This window comes from Arthrobacter sp. V1I7, from assembly GCF_030817015.1.
Classification (GTDB): domain Bacteria; phylum Actinomycetota; class Actinomycetes; order Actinomycetales; family Micrococcaceae; genus Arthrobacter.
In genome coordinates, this window is record NZ_JAUSYS010000001.1 from 4134979 (window position 1) to 4150917 (window position 15939).

Annotated in this window: 15 protein-coding genes; 10 read left to right on the forward strand and 5 right to left on the reverse strand. The window is 67.8% G+C overall.

The genetic code is table 11. From position 1 onward, the window contains the following. Window positions 1-12 precede the first annotated feature (12 nt). The 5 genes from QFZ69_RS18945 to QFZ69_RS18965 all read left to right on the forward strand — a co-directional run bounded on the left by QFZ69_RS18945 (window position 13) and on the right by QFZ69_RS18965 (window position 5182). Complete coding sequence (locus QFZ69_RS18945; protein ID WP_306913579.1) at window positions 13-1068, forward strand: zinc-dependent alcohol dehydrogenase family protein; 1056 nt, start codon at window positions 13-15, stop codon at window positions 1066-1068. A 145-nt stretch (window positions 1069-1213) separates the two neighbouring features. After that, the gene (locus QFZ69_RS18950; RefSeq protein ID WP_306913580.1) at window positions 1214-1396 is read left to right on the forward strand and encodes a hypothetical protein; all 183 of its coding nucleotides are present in this window, start codon (window positions 1214-1216) and stop codon (window positions 1394-1396) included. Window positions 1397-1568: 172 nt separating this feature from the next. Beyond that, window positions 1569-1886 carry a hypothetical protein gene (locus tag QFZ69_RS18955; protein WP_306913581.1) on the forward strand — a complete coding sequence of 106 codons (318 nt, stop codon included), beginning with the start codon at window positions 1569-1571 and terminating at the stop codon, window positions 1884-1886. 8 nt (window positions 1887-1894) lie between these two features. Next, a complete protein-coding gene (locus QFZ69_RS18960) occupies window positions 1895-4615 on the forward strand; it encodes a PEP/pyruvate-binding domain-containing protein (protein ID WP_306913584.1) in 2721 nt (906 codons plus the stop codon). A 363-nt stretch (window positions 4616-4978) separates the two neighbouring features. Next, the gene (locus QFZ69_RS18965) at window positions 4979-5182 is read left to right on the forward strand and encodes a cold-shock protein (RefSeq protein WP_069950491.1); all 204 of its coding nucleotides are present in this window, start codon (window positions 4979-4981) and stop codon (window positions 5180-5182) included. A 124-nt stretch (window positions 5183-5306) separates the two neighbouring features. On the opposite strand, the gene QFZ69_RS18970 is transcribed toward QFZ69_RS18965, so the two are convergent. Beyond that, a complete protein-coding gene (locus QFZ69_RS18970; RefSeq protein ID WP_306919504.1) occupies window positions 5307-6440 on the reverse strand; it encodes an acyl-CoA dehydrogenase family protein in 1134 nt (377 codons plus the stop codon). A 279-nt stretch (window positions 6441-6719) separates the two neighbouring features. Between QFZ69_RS18970 and QFZ69_RS18975 the strand changes: the two genes are divergently transcribed. The 3 genes from QFZ69_RS18975 to QFZ69_RS18985 are packed head-to-tail and all read left to right on the forward strand — an operon-like array spanning window position 6720 to window position 9395. Continuing rightward, the gene (locus QFZ69_RS18975) at window positions 6720-8447 is read left to right on the forward strand and encodes an AMP-binding protein (RefSeq protein WP_306913585.1); all 1728 of its coding nucleotides are present in this window, start codon (window positions 6720-6722) and stop codon (window positions 8445-8447) included. 2 nt (window positions 8448-8449) lie between these two features. Continuing rightward, complete coding sequence (locus QFZ69_RS18980; RefSeq protein ID WP_306913587.1) at window positions 8450-8956, forward strand: MarR family winged helix-turn-helix transcriptional regulator; 507 nt, start codon at window positions 8450-8452, stop codon at window positions 8954-8956. 10 nt (window positions 8957-8966) lie between these two features. Beyond that, window positions 8967-9395: a DUF1761 domain-containing protein gene (locus QFZ69_RS18985; RefSeq protein ID WP_306913589.1), complete on the forward strand. Its 429-nt coding sequence runs from the start codon at window positions 8967-8969 to the stop codon at window positions 9393-9395. Between the two features lie 182 nt (window positions 9396-9577). Here QFZ69_RS18985 and QFZ69_RS18990 read toward each other — a convergent pair whose 3' ends face one another. From QFZ69_RS18990 to QFZ69_RS19005, 4 genes are read right to left on the reverse strand one after another with little or no spacing between them, the layout of a single operon-like run. Then, entirely contained in the window at window positions 9578-10357 is a 780-nt protein-coding gene (locus QFZ69_RS18990; protein WP_306913592.1) for an enoyl-CoA hydratase, read from the reverse strand. A gap of 49 nt (window positions 10358-10406) precedes the next feature. After that, entirely contained in the window at window positions 10407-11393 is a 987-nt protein-coding gene (mmsB, locus tag QFZ69_RS18995; protein WP_373461733.1) for a 3-hydroxyisobutyrate dehydrogenase, read from the reverse strand. Then, window positions 11386-12480 carry an enoyl-CoA hydratase/isomerase family protein gene (locus QFZ69_RS19000; protein ID WP_306913594.1) on the reverse strand — a complete coding sequence of 365 codons (1095 nt, stop codon included), beginning with the start codon at window positions 12478-12480 and terminating at the stop codon, window positions 11386-11388. Before QFZ69_RS19000 ends, mmsB begins: the two co-directional genes overlap by 8 nt. Continuing rightward, entirely contained in the window at window positions 12480-13979 is a 1500-nt protein-coding gene (locus tag QFZ69_RS19005; RefSeq protein ID WP_307000334.1) for a CoA-acylating methylmalonate-semialdehyde dehydrogenase, read from the reverse strand. The genes QFZ69_RS19000 and QFZ69_RS19005 overlap by 1 nt, the downstream gene beginning before the upstream one ends. A 132-nt stretch (window positions 13980-14111) precedes the next feature. Here QFZ69_RS19005 and QFZ69_RS19010 point away from each other — a divergent pair, with 132 nt between their 5' ends. Beyond that, complete coding sequence (locus QFZ69_RS19010) at window positions 14112-14918, forward strand: exodeoxyribonuclease III (protein ID WP_306913595.1); 807 nt, start codon at window positions 14112-14114, stop codon at window positions 14916-14918. Between the two features lie 49 nt (window positions 14919-14967). Next, the gene (locus QFZ69_RS19015; RefSeq protein ID WP_306913597.1) at window positions 14968-15909 is read left to right on the forward strand and encodes a hypothetical protein; all 942 of its coding nucleotides are present in this window, start codon (window positions 14968-14970) and stop codon (window positions 15907-15909) included. Window positions 15910-15939: the final 30 nt, after the last annotated feature.

Genomic DNA, 15939 nt, shown 5'->3' on the forward strand with positions numbered 1-15939 from the left:
CCAGGAGCCGTCATGCGCGCCACGATCATTTACGGCCCCGGTGACATCCGGGTCGAAGACCGGGAGTACCCTACGGTCCAGCTGCCCAGCGACGTCATCGTCAAGGTGACCGCGTCCTGCGTCTGCGGCTCGGACCTTTGGCCGTACCGCGGCGTCAAGCCCACCCGCCGGCCCTCAGCAATCGGGCACGAATTCATCGGCACCGTGGAATCCATCGGCGACGCGATCACCAGCCTGGCGGTCGGCGACCTCGTGATCGCCCCGTTCGTCGTCAGTTGCGGCGCCTGCCCGCAGTGCCTTAACGGCGTCACCGTCGCATGCGACCACCTGGCCGGCTGGGGCGGCAAGGACGATTCCGGCCTCGCCATCGATGGCGGACAGGGACAGGCGGTCCGCGTTCCGCTGGCCGACTCCACCCTGGTCAAAGTTCCCGGCGTTACGGAGCCGGACGACGCGCTCCGGAACAGCCTGCTGACCCTGTCCGATGTGATGGCCACCGGCCACCATGCGGCCCTCGCCGCGAAGGTCGGTCCCGGCCGGACCGTCGTGGTGGTGGGAGACGGCGCCGTCGGACTGTGCGGCGTGTTGGCGGCCAAGCGGCTCGGGGCGGAGCGGGTCATCGCTATGTCCCGGCACGCCGACCGCCAGGCTATTGCGCGGGAGTTCGGTGCCACCGATATCGTGGCCGAGCGTGGCGAAGACGGTGTCGCCAGGGTCCGCGAACTCCTCGGCGGAGTGCTGGCCGACTCCGTACTGGAGTGCGTCGGAACCAAGGAGTCCATGGAGCAAGCCCTCCACAGCGTCCGTCCCGGCGGTGCACTCGGCTTCGTCGGCGTCCCGACGGGCGGCGCCGAAGCCCCCCTGCGCTACCTCTTCGACACCAACATCTCAATTGCCGGCGGGATGGCCCCGGCACGGACCTACATTCCGGAGCTGCTGGCCGATGTACTCGACGGCACCATCAACCCGGGACGGGTTTTCGACGTCGTTCTGCCGCTGGAGGAGGCGCCCGAGGCGTACCGGGCCATGGACGAACGGCGCGCGATCAAGGTCCTGCTGACCCCCTAGCCGGGTTGCGGCCGACGGCGGCCACGGCGGCGGACGCCACACTCAGTGCCGACGCCTGCCATGGCACCGGACTGCCGCCACGGGTACACTCATAAGTGACCTTACTAATTTTTGGTTGGCGGATCGATAAGTGAAGGAGTTCCAAATGAACTTGGGCAACATCATCAAGAATGCCGCTGGACGATACGCGGGCAGGACGAGGGGCACCACCGGGCGTACGCCGGGCGCCGGCCGCTACAATGCTCCCGCCGGACGTGCGGCGGGCAGCACCGGCGGCGCCGCGGGCGGAATCACCCGCCGGATTCTGGAGATGCTGAAGCGGCGTTAGCCCCTTCCGGTGGGCGCAGCACGCCGCGCCCGCCGGCAGAACGCACGGAGCAGGCCCCGGGCAATCCGGGGCCTGCTGGTTTGCCGGGTGGCAGTGGCTCGATCTATTGCACTGCCCGGGGCAGAGGTCTAGCCTGATGCGCATCAGCATCCGCCGCCGTCAAGGAGCCGTCATGGCCAGGTTTGTGCAGATCATTGAATTTAGGACTTCGCGCTTCGAGGAAATTGAAGAGCTCGGCCGGCCGTCCCGGACGGAGGGTAGCACCGCACCCACCTTCGGACGCATCCTGGCCACCGCAGACCGCGACCATCCCGGAACCTATCTGATGATCGTCGAGTTCGAGTCCTACGAGTCGGCGATGGAAAATTCCAACCGGCCGGAAACCTCCGACTTCGCCGCCAAGATGGCTGCCCTGTGCGATAGTCCTCCGGTCTTCCGCAATCTGGATGTGTTGTGGGAGGACACCGCCGGGGCGGCAGACAATTCCTAGGTGCGGACATGGTGGCTGCAGACCGGACTCCCCCGGCCAGTCCTGCGGCGGATGACCTTTTGGTTGCGCCCCTCGTGATCGACCTCAAAGAAGCCGGCTCGGCCCAGCTGCGGTTCGTGGGTGGTAAGGCGTTGAACCTCGGCAAGCTCCTGGCTGCCGGGTTCCCGGTCCCGTCCGGATTTTGCCTGACGACGGAGGCCTACGAACGGGCGCTTCCGGCGGAAATAGCGGACCTGGCGTCGCAGCTCGAGGCGGCGCAGCGGGCGAGGGAACTGATCGGATCTTCCCCGGTCCCGCCCACGGTGGAGACCGCCCTCCGCGCGGCCTATGCCGAACTCGGCGACCTTCCCGGCGAGGAGCCCGCCGTCGCTGTGCGGTCGTCAGCAACGGCCGAGGACCTGCCGTTCGCGAGTTTCGCCGGCCAGCAGGACACTTATCTGGGCGTTGCGGGCGCCGACGCCGTGATCGACGCCGTCCGTCGGTGCTGGGCGTCCGTCTGGAGTGAGCGGGCGGTCGCCTACCGGTCCGCCAACCGGGTCAGCCATCGCAACGTCGGACTCGCCGTCGTCGTCCAACGACAGGTCGACGCCGCCACCGCGGGCGTTCTGTTCACGGCCAATCCGGTCACCGGAACGCGGACCGAGACCGTCATCGACGCCAGCCCGGGCGCGGGGCAGGCCGTCGTCTCCGGGACGGTCAATCCGGACCACTTCGTGCTGGACACGGCGACGGCCTGGGTCCTGCACCGCACCCCGGGCGGACCTGAACACGCCCGGCCGCCCAGCCTCAGCGATGCCCAGCTGAGCGAGCTTACGTCCTTGGGCGACCGCGTCCAGCGCCTGTTCGGAACCCCGCAGGATGCGGAGTGGGTCATTGATGCTGCGGGCAGGATCTGGCTGACCCAGTCCCGGCCAATCACCACGCTGTACCCGCTGGAGGACCCGTCAACCAGCGGGCGGGAAGGCCCTTCTTCCGAGTCCGACGCCGGGACCCGGGTGTACCTGTGCGGCACCTTGCTCCAGGGGCTCACCCGCCCGCTCACGCCGATGGGGCTCTCCGTCCTGGGCCGCGTGGGAAACCGGAACGGGCCCTGGAAATACCTCAACCCCGGGCTGCGCATGTTTGTGGACCTGACGCCGGCCATGCGCAGCAAGCTCGGCCGTCGCTACCTTCTGCAGGTCCTGCCGCTCGCGGACGGGAGGTCCGCGAGCGTTTTTCCGGCGCTGCTGGAAGACCCGAGGTTCCGGGTGGTGAAGCCTACAAGGAAGTTTGCGGCCAAAGCGGAGCGGTCCGGCCGCCCCGCGCGAACCCGGAGTGCGGAGCGAACCCGCGGTGCGGAGGTGACCCGGAGCACGGAGCGAACCCGGGGTGCGGAGGCGACCGCCGCCCTCGGACTGTTCCTCAAACTGGTACCGGCGCTCGTCAGGGCCGCAGTTCGACCCGAGGCGGAGCTGCGCCGGGCGAAGGCCTACGGAAAGCGGCTTGAAGCCGAGCTGGCACTACCCGAACCTGCCACCGCTTTCCAAAGGCTCGACTACGCCCAGCACATCCTGGACCGGATGGTTAACGGGTTGATCCAGGCCACCCTTCCCGGTCCCGCCACCGGCTACATCATGCTGGCCCTGGCCCGAAGGCTGCTGCGCGGTATTGCCCAGCCTCGGGAGCTGGAAGCGGTCCTGAGGGGACTGCCACACAATGTGACCACCGAGATGGACCTGGAACTCTGGGACGTCGCACGCGCCGTGAGCGCTGATCCGGCTTCCCGCGAGGCGTTCCTGCAGCGGCGCCCCAACGAACTCACCGTCAGCTTCCGTGCCGGCGCCCTGCCTCCGGCGGCACAGGCCGGGGTCCGCCGTTTCCTCGCACGGTACGGCCACCGCGCCGTAGCGGAGATCGACCTCGGCATGCCGCGGTGGGCCGAGGAACCGGACCACATTCTGGGCATGATCTCGAACTACCTGCGGGTGGAAGACCCGGAACAGGCACCGGACCGGCAGTTCGCCCGGGCAGCGGAACACGCCGAAGCCCGGATCGGCACCCTCGTTGAGCGGGCCGCGTCCCGGAGCCGCTGGCGGGCACTGCTGCTGCGGCTGGCCCTGCGCCGGGTCCGCGAACTGTCGGGCCTGCGCGAGCTGCCCAAGTTCAACATTGTGATGGTGCTGGCGGAAATGCACCGGCAGCTCAGCAGGATTGGCACGGAGCTGGCAAGGAACGGCAGCATCGCAGCCCCCGACGACGTGTTCTTCCTGGATTTCGATGAAGTCCGGGTCGGCCTGCGGGGCGCCGAGCTCTGGGGCATCGTTGCTGGCCGCCACCGGCTCTACGACAGGGAACTGCGACGCCGTCATATCCCCCGGATCCTGCTGTCCGACGGCACAGACGTCGAGGCGGCCATGATGGCGAAGTCCCCGCCAGCCGACGGCCTCTCCGGCACCCCTGCCTCGGGCGGCACGGCCACCGGGAAGGTGAGGGTGGTTCTGGACCCGGTGGGCGCACACCTTGAACCCGGTGAAATCCTGGTGACGCCCTCCACCGATCCTGGGTGGACCCCGTTGTTTCTGACCGCCGGGGCCTTGGTCATGGAAATGGGCGGGGTCATCTCGCATGGCTCAGTCGTAGCCCGCGAGTACGGCATCCCCGCCGTCGTGGGCGTACCGGACGCCACCACGCTGCTGCACACCGGGCAGATGGTCACCGTGGACGGCTCGGCCGGCACCGTCCGCCAGTGACGGATGCGCATGCCGCTTGCGGGACATACCGCGCCGGGCGACGCTGCAGACACCAGGAGCCGACACAGCGCCGCCGGAGATGGCACAACCGTGCCAAATGGATCACCGTGACGTCGTCGCGGGCAGGTTGGGCCTGCCCCGCCGGGCAGGCTGGGAGGAATTAAGGTGGTTCCGGGAGGGGACAAACGACCGGAATTATTGACCCCGCGGAAGGACCAAAGAGTCCCGGCGGAACGAAATGGCCCCCCCGGGCCTCTTGCACGCTAGCCCGGCGCCCCGTACGTTTGGGACAGCGGACGAATGTCTCCGCAGCCGTTGGCCCCAGGGCCGCCGGAGATCAGCAGCGTTTCAGAAGGATATGGCATGGCTACAGGCACAGTTAAATGGTTCAACGCCGAAAAGGGTTTTGGCTTCATTGCCCCGGATGACGGGTCGGCCGACGTTTTCGCCCACTACTCGGCAATCTCCAGCAGCGGCTACCGCTCGCTGGACGAGAACCAGAAGGTCGAGTTCGACGTCACCCAGGGTCCGAAGGGCCCGCAGGCTGAGAACATCCGCCCGCTCTAACGACTTAGGAGGGCGCGCCCGGCCAGCCCGGGACGCCTTCCGCGAAGACCACAAACGCCGCTTCGGAGGATTCCTCCGGAGCGGCGTTTGTCGTTTCCGATTTCTTACCTGAGCCCGGCCCGCCCTAAACGAAGGCCGATTTCCCGGTCACGGCCCGGGCCACGATCAGGGAGTTGATCTCGTAACTGCCCTCGTAGGTGTAGAGGATTTCGGCATCGCCGAAAAGCTTGCCCATCTCGTAGTCGCTGCTGATGCCGTTGCCGCCCAGAAGGGAACGGCCCATCGCCACGGACGCCCGGGCCAGCCGGGTGGTGGTGGACTTGGCCATCGCGGCCTGGACCATCTCCAGCTTGCCCTCCTCCTGGATCCGGGCCAACTGCGCCATCAGCGCCAGCGAGGCCGTGGCGTTGCCCAGGATCTCGGCCAGCTGCTGCGCGATGAGCTGGAACCGCGCCAGCTCCTTGCCGAACTGCTTCCGCTCCAACGAATAGGAGCGTGCGACGTCGAACGCGGCCAACTGAATGCCGGCAGCCTGCCAGCCCACCCAGGCGCGGGAATCGCGAAGCAGCTCGTTGGCCCTGGAGAAGTCCGTGGCCCCGGGCAGCAGGTTGGACGCCGGGATCCGCACCTCGTCGAGCACGATGTCCGCATTCTGCATGATCCGCAGCCCGATCTTGTTGGCGATCTTCGTGGCGCTGTAGCCGGGGCGGTCAGTCTCCACGATGAAGCCCTTGATCTGCTGGTCCGCGACATCCCGGGCCCAGACCAAGGCGAAGTCCGCAATAGTGCCGGCGCCGATCCAGCGCTTCGCACCGCTGATCACCCACTCGCCGCCCTCCAGCCGCGCCGTGGTGGCGAGTCCGCCGGCGATGTCCGAGCCGTGGTCCGGCTCGGTGAGCGCGAAGGCGCCGAGCTGGGTAAAGGCGGTGAGCCCGGGCAGCCAGCGCGCCTTCTGCTCTTCTGAACCGAGCTGGTCGATCATCCCGACGATCAGCTCGTTGTGGATGCCCACCAGGGCCGAGAGCGAGACATCCGCCCGCGCCACCTCGACGTACATCAGGCCCTTAAACAGCTTGGAGGTGCCGTCCGTCTGCAGGCCGCCCAGACCGTACTTTCCCAGCTCTGCCAGCAGGCCGAACGGGAACTCCTCACGGTTCCAGTACTCGATCGAGGCCGCCCGGACCCGGGACTGCAGGAAGTCCCGCACCTCCTGGTACCGGAGTTGTTCCTCCGCGGGCAGGAGGTCCACAACATACATCAAGTCGGCATCCGGGAACGGCGGTGTGGCCACATCCCCCGGCTCCGCCCCCGGCAGCGCCGTCCCCTCCGGGGGGGCCGCCTGTCCGCTGGCACGTCCTTGTGTCTGCACGGGCATAGATCCCTTCCTGATGGGCCGCTCTGCGGCAGCCTCGGCTCTTCCAAACCCTTGGATGTCCTAGTATATTGCACAGTGACGGGGATCACTAGGAAGCAGGCGGTTCCCTGGCAACGGCGCCAGCCGGCAAGGCTTCGCCAGCAGACTTTCGAAGGGTTCATCATGACTGTCACTGAAGAGTTCCGCGCAGCGCGGGACAGGCTGCTCACTCTCCGGGAGGACTATTCCGCGGCGCGGAGCGACTTCCAGTGGCCCCGGTTCGAGGAATTCAACTTCGCCCTCGACTGGTTTGACCAGATCGCCGCGGATCCGGCTAAGGCTGCCAGGCCCGCCCTCGTGATCGTCGAGCAGAACGGTACAGCGACGCGGCGCAGCTTCGCTGACCTCTCCCGCCGCTCAGCCCAGGTGGCCAACTGGCTGCGCAGCCAGGGCGTCCGGCGCGGCGACCGCATGATCATCATGCTTGGCAACCAGGTGGAGCTCTGGGAGCTCATGCTGGCCGGTATCAAACTCGGCGTCGTGATGATTCCCACCACCACGCTGATGGGCCCTGCCGACCTGCAGGACCGGGTGGAGCGCGGCGAAGCGGACTGGGCCGCCGTCGGAAGCGCCAACATCGGCAAGTTCGCCGAGGTGCCGGGCCGCTACACCCTGATAGAGGTCGGCGCCGGCGAGCGCAGCGGCTCCGGCCCGCTGCAGTACGCCGATTCCCTGGGCGCCGACGCGGCCTTCACCCCGGACGGACCGACGCTGGCGGATGAGACCCTGTTGCTCTACTTCACCTCGGGCACCACCTCCAAGGCCAAGCTGGTGGAGCATACACATACCTCCTACCCGGTGGGCCACCTCTCCACGATGTTCTGGATCGGGCTGGAACCCGGCGATGTGCACCTCAACGTGGCCTCCCCGGGCTGGGCGAAACATGCCTGGTCGAACGTGTTCGCCCCGTGGATCGCCGAGGCCTGTGTGTTCATCTACAACTACGAACGCTTCGACGCCAAGGCGCTCATGGAGCAGATGGACCGCGAGTCCGTGACAAGTTTCTGCGCCCCGCCCACCGTCTGGCGGATGCTCATCCAGGCCGACCTGACCCTGCTGAAGAACCCGCCCGCCAAGGTGGTCTCCGCCGGCGAACCGCTCAACGCCGAAGTGATAGACCAGGTCCACCGCGCCTGGGGCCAGACCATCCGCGACGGCTTCGGCCAGACCGAATCCACCGTGCAGATCGCCAACACTCCGGGACAACCGATCAAGATCGGCGCGATGGGCCAGCCGCTGCCGGGCTACGACGTCGTCCTGGTGGATCCCGCAACCGGGAATGAGGGCGACGACGGCGAGCTGTGCCTGCGCCTGGACCCTCGGCCTGTCGGGCTGATGAAGGCCTACTACGGCGACCCGGGGAAGACCGCGGAGGCCTTCCGGAACGGTTACTACCATACCGGGGACATGGCGCGCCGGGACGAACGCGGGATCATCACCTACGTGGGCCGCGGCGACGACGTCTTCAAGTCCTCCGACTACCGGCTCTCCCCCTTCGAGCTGGAGAGCGTGCTGATCGAGCACCCGGCGGTGGCGGAGGCCGCCGTCGTACCCTCACCCGATCCGCTGAAGCTGTCGGTACCCAAGGCGTTTGTGGTCCTGGCCGCCGGGCACCAGCCCGGCCCGGAGCTGGCCGAGGAAATCCTGCAGTATTGCCGCGACCACCTGGCCCCGTTCAAGCGGATCCGCCGGCTGGAGTTCACCGAGCTGCCCAAGACGATTTCCGGCAAGATCCGGCGCATAGAGCTGCGGCACAGCGAGGAGCTGCGCCACAGCGGCGGGACGGTTCCGGCCGGACTCGGAACCGAATATTCGGAGGCCGATTTCCCCGGCCTCAAAGGCCAGGGGTAGCTGTGGGAGCGCCGCTGCCGCGCGATCCGATCGCGGATGCCCGGCTGAACTGGGAGCGGCACGGCTGGTCCGACGTCGCCGCCCCGATGGCCGCCATCACGGCCATCATGCGGACCCAGCAGATCCTGCTGGCCCGGATCGAAGGTGTCCTCAAGCAGTTCGGCCTGACGTTCGCCCGGTACGAACTCCTGGCCCTGCTGAGTTTTGCCCGCAGCGGCGCGCTGCCGATGAACAAGGCGAGTGCACTGCTGCAGGTCCATCCCACCTCGGTGACCAACGCCGTCGACCGGCTTCAGAACGCCGGGCTGGTGCTCCGCTCCGCGCACCCCACCGACGGGCGCACCACGCTGATAGAGCTCACCCCCGAGGGACGGACGCTGGCCAAAAGGGCGACGGCGGTGCTGAACTCGGAGGTATTCGGCCGGTCCGGCTTCGCGGAGCAGGACGTCGACGAGCTGATCCGGATCCTGGGAACTTTCCGCCGCAACGCGGGCGATTTCAACGACTGAGGAGAACACAATGATTCCGGAAATCAACATCTGGGGCGTACTGGTGGCCACCTTGTCCAGCATGGTGGTCGGGTCCGTCTGGTACACGCCCAAGGTGTTCGGCAACTACTGGATGCGCGTCGCCAAGGTCACGCCCAGCGGGAAAGCCAAGGACGCCGTGAAACCGATCCTGATCACGCTGGTGGTCAGCTTTGTCACCGCCTGGGTACTGGCAGGTTCCGCCGCCCTCTCGCAACACTTCTACGGCGGAAATTTCCTGGCCAACACGCTGATCACGGCGGTGATCCTCTGGGCAGGGTTCACCGCGGCGCGTTTCATCACCCACGACGCGTTCGAAGACCGCCCGGCCGGCCTGACAATCTTGAACTGCGCCCATGAGTTGGTGACCCTGGCGGTCATGGCACTCATCATCGGCCTGTTCGGGATCAGCGCCGCGTAGTCAGACGGGCCCCTGCCTGGCTGCGTCAGGCAGGCCTCCCGCTGCGGAGATGACCTGGCGACGCGCAGATGTCCTGGCGCTACTGGACTTCCAGCCGCGCCAGGACATTTCCGCATCGCCAGGACATTTCCGCATCGCGGGGACATTTCCGCATCGCGGGGACACCTGCGCGTCGAAGCTGCCTAGCGGTGGTTGAATTCCGGCTGGCGCTTCTCGCTGAAGGCCGCCATGCCTTCCTTCTGGTCCTCGGTGGCAAAGAGCGAGTGGAACACGCGCCGCTCGAACAGCACGCCCTGGGCCAGCCCGGTCTCGAAGGCCGCGTTGACCGCTTCCTTGGCCACCATCGCCACCGGCTTGGACTTGGAGGCGATCACCTCGGCGGCCTTCAGTGCCTCCTCGACCACGTCCGCGGCCGGGACCACACGGGAGACCAGCCCGGAGCGCTCGGCTTCCTCCGCATCCATAAAGCGGCCGGTCAGGATCATGTCCATCGCCTTGGACTTGCCCACCGCCCGGGTCAGGCGCTGCGATCCGCCCATGCCGGGCAGCACGCCGAGGTTGATTTCCGGCTGGCCGAACTTGGCGTTGTCCCCGGCGATGATGAAATCGCACATCATCGCGAGCTCACAGCCGCCGCCCAGCGCGAAGCCGGACACCGCCGCCACGACGGGGATCCGGAGCCGGGTGAAGTCCTCCCAGCCACGGAACCAGTCCGCCGCATACATGTCCATGTAGCCCTTGGACTGCATTTCCTTGATGTCAGCCCCGGCGGCAAAGGCCTTCGCGGAGCCGGTCACGACCACCGCGCCCACCTCGGGGTCCGTGTCCATGGCTGTCACAGCGGCCACGAGCTCGTCCATGGTGGCCTTGTTGAGCGCGTTGAGTGCCTCGGGCCGGTTGAGCGTCACCAGGCCCACCCGGCCGCGGCGCTCCACCAGAATGTTTGTGTACTGCTCCGTCATGCCTGTCCCCTTTGGGTTGGTCTGGATCCAGAACCGAGGTGCCGGCCCGCTAGTGCGCGGACTTGTCCCGGATGTCGGTGATGATGCCGGAGAAGTCCCGTCCGGCACCGCCTTCCGCGGCAAAAGTATCGTAGATTTCGGAGGCAAGGGGTCCCAGCCGGGCGGCGACCCCGGTGCTTTCGAGGGCATTGAGCGCCAGCTTGAGGTCCTTCGCCATCAGGGCGCCGGCGAATCCGGGCTGGTAGTCGCGGTTGGCGGGGCTCGTTGGCACCGGTCCCGGCACCGGGCAGTTGGTGGTCAGCGCCCAGCATTGTCCCGAGGCCGCGGAGGCGACGTCGAACAGGGTCTGGTGCGTCAGCCCCAGCTTCTCGCCGAGCACGAAGGCCTCGCTGACGGCGATCATGGAAACCCCGAGGATCAGGTTGTTGCAGATCTTCGCAGCCTGTCCCGCACCGTGCTCCCCGCAATGGACCACGCGCTTTCCCATCACCTCGAGGATCGGCTTCACCGCTTCGAAGTCCTCGGGCAACGCCCCGACCATAAACGTCAGGGTGCCCGCTTCGGCCCCCACGACGCCGCCGGAAACCGGCGCGTCCACCGCGCGGTGGCCTGCGGCGAGAGCCAGCGCGGCAGCCTCGCGGGCCTCGTCCACGTTGATCGTGGAACAGTCCAGGAACAGCGTGCCGGCGGCCGCGGTCTGCAGCAGCCCCGACTGCCCGTCGGTTCCGCGGTAGGCGTCCAGAAGGTGTTTGCCGCTTGGCAGCATTGTCAGCACGACGGCGGCTCCGGTGACGGCGTCGGCGGCGGTGTCCGCCGTGCTGATGCCATGTGCCCGGGCGGTGTCCAGCGCCGCCGGAACGACGTCGAACCCGGTCACGGTGTAGCCGGCCTTGACCAGGTTGACGGCCATCGGCCCGCCCATATGGCCAAGGCCGAGGAACGCGATGGAACCAGCGCCCGGCACGATCCCGGATTGGTGCGTCTCCGGCTGTACCGTCCCCGACCGGGGGGGTCCGGGCTGAAGTTTGTCAGACATTGTCCTTCTCCTTCGAAGAGAGCTGCAGTTCACGGTCGCCCAGCGGCGCGAAGTAGGCCTCGACATCGTCGCGGCTGACCTCCGCGAGCGTGGCCGGCTGCCAGCGCGGAGCACGGTCCTTATCGACGACCTGGGCCCGGATGCCTTCGCGGAAGTCCGGGCCGGCCAGGAAGCGCAGCCCCACCCGGTACTCCTGTTCGAGGGCCTCCTCGAGGCTCAGTCCCCGGACGCGGCGCAGGGACTCCAACGTGACTTTCACGGCCGTCGGCGACTTGGCCTCGATCGTGTCGGCCGCTTCGGCGGCTTCCGCTCCGGCTTCGCCGTCGAAGGCGCGCAGCCGGCGCAGGATCTCCTCGGCGTCGTCACTGGAGTAGCAGGCGTCAATCCACGCGCTCTGCGCCGCCAGCGCCGCGGGCGGCGCGTGTTCCGTGAAGCGCCCGACGGCGGCTTCCGCCGGCTCGGTCGCCAGCGCGGCCGCCAGTTCGGACAGGCGTCCGGAGGGCACGAACTGGTCCGCCAGCCCGAGGAACAGCGCGTCGGAGCCGCTCAGATGCGCGCCGGTCAGCGCCGCGTGGGTGCCGGACTCCCCCGGCGAGCGGGACAGCAGCAGGGTGCCGCCGACGTCGGGCGCGAAACCGATCGTGGTCTCCGGCATGCCCATCCGGGTGCGTTCCGTGACGATCCGGACCAAGCCGTGCGCCGAGATCCCCACGCCGCCGCCGAGCACCAGTCCGTCCATGAACGCCACATACGGTTTCGGGTAAGCGGAGATGAGGGCGTTCAGCCGGTACTCCTCCGCCCAGAAGTCCGCCGTGGCCGAACCCCCGTCGAGCATGTCCCGGTAAATGGCCACGATGTCGCCGCCGGCGCAGAGGCCCCGTTCACCGGCCCCGCGGACGAGCACCGCGGCGACGGCGTCGTCGTCGGCCCACCGCGTGAGCTGGTCCAGCATCGCCGAGGCCATGCCCGCGGTGAGCGCGTTGACGGCCTGGGGCCGGTTCAGGGTGACGATGCCAAGGTGCCCCCGGCGCTCGAACAGGACCTCAGCGGCGGACCCGGTGTCTTCCGGGACGACCTGCTCGGCCATCAGCTTCCTTCCGGCATGACGAAGTTGCTGCCGGAACGGATGCCCGAGGGCCACCGGGTGGTGACCGTCTTGGTCTTCGTGTAGAACCGGAACGCGTCGGCGCCGTGCTGGTTGAGGTCGCCGAAGCCGGAGGCCTTCCAGCCGCCGAAGCTGAAGTACGCGATCGGAACCGGAATGGGGACGTTGATCCCCACCATGCCCACCTGGACCCGGCTGGCGAAGTCCCGGGCGGCGTCGCCGTCGCGGGTGAAGATGGCCACGCCGTTCCCGAACTCGTGCTCGCTGCACAGCCTCAGCGCCTCGTCGTAGTCCGCCGCGCGGAGCACGCTCAGCACCGGACCGAAAATCTCTTCCCGGTAGATCTTCATGTCCTTCGTGACGTTATCAAAGAGCGTCGGGCCCACCCAGAAGCCGCCCTCGTAGCCCTCGACCTTCAGCCCGCGGCCGTCGGTCACGAGGCTGGCGCCTTCCTCGACGCCGGAGGCAATGTACCCTTCGATCCGCTCCTTGGCGGAGGGCGCCACGACCGGGCCGAAGTCCGAGTCCGCGGCGAGGGACGGGCCGACCTTGAGGTCCGCAATCCGCTCCTGCAGCTTGGCGACGAGCGCGTCGGCGGTCTTCCGGCCGACGGGCACCGCCACGGAAATCGCCATGCAACGCTCGCCTGCGGAGCCAAAGCCGGCCCCGATCAGGGCATCCGCGGCCATCTCCAGGTCCGCGTCCGGCATGATCACCATGTGGTTCTTGGCGCCGCCGAAGCACTGGGCGCGTTTCCCGTTGGCCGCCGCGGTGGCGTAGATGTACTGGGCGATCGGGGTGGACCCGACGAAGCCGATCGCCTGGACCCGGGGATCCTCCAGCAGCGCATCCACGGCTTCCTTGTCCCCGTTGACCACGTTGAAGACGCCGTCGGGCAGCCCCGCCTCGGTGAACAGCTCGGCCAGGCGGAGCGGCACGGAAGGGTCGCGTTCGGAGGGCTTCAGGATGAAGGAGTTGCCGGCTGCGAGGGCCGGGCCGGATTTCCACAGCGGGATCATGGCCGGGAAGTTGAAGGGTGTGATGCCCGCGACGACGCCGAGGGGCTGGCGCATCGAATGCACGTCGATGCCGGCGCCGGCGCTGTCCGAGAATTCGCCCTTGAGCAGGTGCGGGGCGCCGGCGGCAAACTCCACGACTTCGATGCCGCGCTGGATGTCGCCCTTCGCATCGGGGAAGGTCTTGCCGTGCTCGGAGGACAGCAGGGTGGCGAGTTCGTCCATGTTCTCGTTGACGAGGTCGACGAACTTCAGCAGGATCCGGCCCCGCCGTTGCGGGTTCATCGCGGCCCATACGAGCTGGCCCTTCTCGGCACTGGCAATCACGTTGCGCACTTCCTCGGCAGTGGCCAGCGGCAGCCGGGCCTGGACCTCGCCGGTACAGGGATCGTAGACGTCGCTGAAGCGCCCGGACGTGCCCTCCACGCGCTGACCGTCAATGTAGTGGGATAGTTCGCGCACCATGGTCGAATGCTCCTTTGCATGTGATCCAGATCATTTCTGCTGCTGAATATACTCGGACTTCCTACTAATTTCCAGAGAGCCGCCGACCCTGCACCGCTTCGCCCGGGAGCCAAGTTCGGTAAGTTAGGGACTGTGAAGATTGCTACCTGGAATGTGAACTCCCTCCGCGCCCGAGCCGACCGTGTGGAGGCGTGGCTTCAGCGCACCGATTGTGACGTCCTGGCCATTCAGGAAACCAAGTGCAAGGACGACAACTTCCCGTGGGAGCTGTTCGAGAACATGGGCTATGAGGTGGCGCACTACGGCGTGAGCCAGTGGAACGGCGTCGCGATCGCCTCCCGGGTGGGTCTTGCCGACGTCGAACGGACTTTCATCGACCAGCCGGTCTTCGGCAAGAGCGGCAAGGACGCCGTGCAGGAGGCCCGGGCGATCGGCGCCACCTGCGGCGGGGTCCGGGTCTGGAGCCTCTACGTGCCCAACGGCCGCGCCCTCGACGACGAGCACATGCCCTACAAGCTGAGCTGGCTGGACGCGCTGAAGAGGCACGCCGAGGGCTTGGTCACGAGTGATCCCGAAGCGCAGGTCGCTTTGGTGGGCGACTGGAACATCGCCCCGCAGGATGATGATGTCTGGGACATCGACCTTTTCCGCACCGGGGGGTTCACGCATGTCAGCGAACCTGAACGGGCCGCCTTTCACGCCTTCGAAGACGCCGGGTTCCGGGACGTCGTACGCCCGCACACTCCCGGGCCCGGCGTCTATACGTACTGGGACTACACCCAGCTGCGCTTCCCGAAGAAGGAAGGCATGCGGATCGACTTCGTCCTGGCCTCCCCCGCCCTGGCCGCACGTGTCACCGGCGCGTCGATTGACCGGGAGGAACGCAAAGGCAAGGGCGCCTCGGACCACGCGCCGGTCATCGTGGAGCTGAGCGACTGATGACCGGGGACCACGAGATCGCCGCGGACCGGGAGGGGGCTGCGCGCCGATGACGGGAAACCTCTACCGTGGACAGGCCGGACTGCCCTTCACTTCCGCCCTGCGGGTCTATGAACCGTTGGAAGCCTTCCCGGCGGAGCAGCAGGACGCACTCCGCACGTCGGCGGCCCGGAGGGACTCCCGCGCGGCGGTTGAAAACGCCGAGCTGCTCGCTTCCCTCGGCCGGATCACCCGCACCGGCGGTGATCCGTTCCCCACCGGACGGACAGATCTGGTGCGCGTTGTCCCCGCACCGCCCGCCAACGACGCGCCCCAGTCGCCCGCGCCATCCGGGGGCACCGCGGCCGCATCGGCATCCGCGCCCGGCGCTGAACCGGCCGGTGCCGGCACGCCGGACCGGCTGTTGTATTGCCCAAGTCAGCTGGTGCTCCGCGCCGGGCTCGCGGCAAACGCCCTGATGGAAGGCATCCACGGTCCGTTGGCGCAGCTGCTGATCCCTGAGGAGCAGCGCGACAAGCACCAGGAACGCATCGACGAAGTGCGGTCGCATGCCGGGCTGGGCCGGGTGCACACCCGGGCGTCGACCTGGGGAATCCCGTTCAGCTGGTTCTGCCTGTTCCAGGAATCCGACCCCACAGACGTGGTTGAAGCCGAGGGGCACATCGTCACCGTACGGATCCGCGCCACCATCGCCGAAGCGCTGGAACGGGTCCGCTATGCGGTGGCCCATCTGTCCAGGGCCGCACCGGACCTGGACATGCTCGAGGACCTGACCCAGCTCACCGAGTGGCTTGAACTCTTCCACCCGGGCTCCGTGGTGGAACTCGATTACGGTGCGGTGGCCGACAAGGTCTACCCGGATGACTCCCCGCTTGATGTCAGACTGGGCATCGAATGCCTCGCCGAGGGCGACATGACCGGCGCGGCCGCGGCGTACCGCCGGCTGGCCTCCCGCTGGATCCCCATCCGCCAGCTGGCGCGCGCCTCCTGACCCGGTAGCCCCGGGGGCGTCGCCGGTGTC

Excerpts from the sequence above, each read along its gene's own strand:
- QFZ69_RS18960 (WP_306913584.1), top strand. The coding sequence starts at position 1,895 with ATGGTGGCTGCAGACCGGACTCCCCCGGCCAGTCCTGCGGCGGATGAC.
- QFZ69_RS18970 (WP_306919504.1), bottom strand. The coding sequence starts at position 6,440 with ATGTATGTTGTGGACCTCCTGCCCGCGGAGGAACAACTCCGGTACCAG.
- QFZ69_RS18985 (WP_306913589.1), top strand. The coding sequence starts at position 8,967 with ATGATTCCGGAAATCAACATCTGGGGCGTACTGGTGGCCACCTTGTCC.
- QFZ69_RS18965 (WP_069950491.1), top strand. The coding sequence starts at position 4,979 with ATGGCTACAGGCACAGTTAAATGGTTCAACGCCGAAAAGGGTTTTGGC.
- QFZ69_RS19005 (WP_307000334.1), bottom strand. The coding sequence starts at position 13,979 with ATGGTGCGCGAACTATCCCACTACATTGACGGTCAGCGCGTGGAGGGC.
- QFZ69_RS19015 (WP_306913597.1), top strand. The coding sequence starts at position 14,968 with ATGACGGGAAACCTCTACCGTGGACAGGCCGGACTGCCCTTCACTTCC.
- mmsB (WP_373461733.1), bottom strand. The coding sequence starts at position 11,393 with ATGTCTGACAAACTTCAGCCCGGACCCCCCCGGTCGGGGACGGTACAG.
- QFZ69_RS18990 (WP_306913592.1), bottom strand. The coding sequence starts at position 10,357 with ATGACGGAGCAGTACACAAACATTCTGGTGGAGCGCCGCGGCCGGGTG.
- QFZ69_RS18950 (WP_306913580.1), top strand. The coding sequence starts at position 1,214 with ATGAACTTGGGCAACATCATCAAGAATGCCGCTGGACGATACGCGGGC.
- QFZ69_RS18955 (WP_306913581.1), top strand. The coding sequence starts at position 1,569 with ATGGCCAGGTTTGTGCAGATCATTGAATTTAGGACTTCGCGCTTCGAG.
- QFZ69_RS18975 (WP_306913585.1), top strand. The coding sequence starts at position 6,720 with ATGACTGTCACTGAAGAGTTCCGCGCAGCGCGGGACAGGCTGCTCACT.
- QFZ69_RS19000 (WP_306913594.1), bottom strand. The coding sequence starts at position 12,480 with ATGGCCGAGCAGGTCGTCCCGGAAGACACCGGGTCCGCCGCTGAGGTC.
- QFZ69_RS18945 (WP_306913579.1), top strand. The coding sequence starts at position 13 with ATGCGCGCCACGATCATTTACGGCCCCGGTGACATCCGGGTCGAAGAC.